The following is a 797-nucleotide window of genomic DNA, read 5'->3' on the forward strand; positions in this document are numbered from 1 at the left end:
GATCATCACCGACCGGTCGAGCGTGCCCGCCGCCATGCCTTGGTCGATGGCGTAGCGGATGACCAGCGGGATCGCCAGCTGCGTCAGCGTGAACACCAGGACCGCGGCGACCGAGATGAAAATCCGGCCCCGATACGGTTTCACGAAGCTCCAGATGCGCCGCACGATGCGCGGATCATAGGCCTTGCCGAAGACTTCTTCCTCGTCCCGGTGCGAGCCGACGACCGCCTTTGTCGGCCGCCCGCTGGTGTCTTCCTTCTCGTCGCCGCTATGTGTCGACATCACGCGGCTCCCGTTACAACGGGTCGGTCATAGTCCGGCCGCAGCTGCAGGTCGTAAAGGGCGCGGTAGCGTCCGCCGAGCGCCAGCAGTTCCTCATGCGTGCCGCGCTCGACGATCCGGCCGCCCTCCACGAACAGGATCTGGTCGGCATGCATCAGTGAACTCAGCCGGTGCGAGATGATGAGCGTCACGCGGTCCTTGGCGAAGCGTTTCATCGCTGCCCGGATCCGCTGCTCGGTGCCGGCGTCGATGGCAGCAGTTGAATCGTCGAAGACCAGCACCGATGGCCGCAGCATCAGGCTGCGGGCGATGGTCAGGCGCTGGCGCTGGCCGCCAGAAAGCGACGCGCCGCGTTCGCCAACGACTGTGGTGTAGCCGGCGGGAAGCCCGATGATGTAGTTGTGCAATTGGGCATACTCGGCGGCTTGCCCGATGCGGGTCTCGCGCGCCCATGGATTGCCGTAGGCGATGTTGTTCTCGATCGAGGTGGTGAACAGGAATGCGTCCTGCTGCAC

At 65.0% G+C, this 797-nt stretch carries 1 protein-coding gene and 1 pseudogene; both read right to left on the reverse strand.

From position 1 onward, the window contains the following. Positions 1-282 (reverse strand): annotated as a pseudogene (locus EOC06_RS38055) (ABC transporter ATP-binding protein); the annotation flags it as partial. Then, positions 282-797 (reverse strand): ATP-binding cassette domain-containing protein (locus EOC06_RS38060; RefSeq protein WP_128310161.1); only part of this gene is annotated, 516 nt, incomplete at its 5' end. The pseudogene EOC06_RS38055 and the gene EOC06_RS38060, both read right to left, overlap by 1 nt.

Origin of the sequence: Mesorhizobium sp. M7A.F.Ca.MR.362.00.0.0, assembly GCF_004023175.1 — a bacterium.
Lineage (GTDB): Bacteria > Pseudomonadota > Alphaproteobacteria > Rhizobiales > Rhizobiaceae > Mesorhizobium.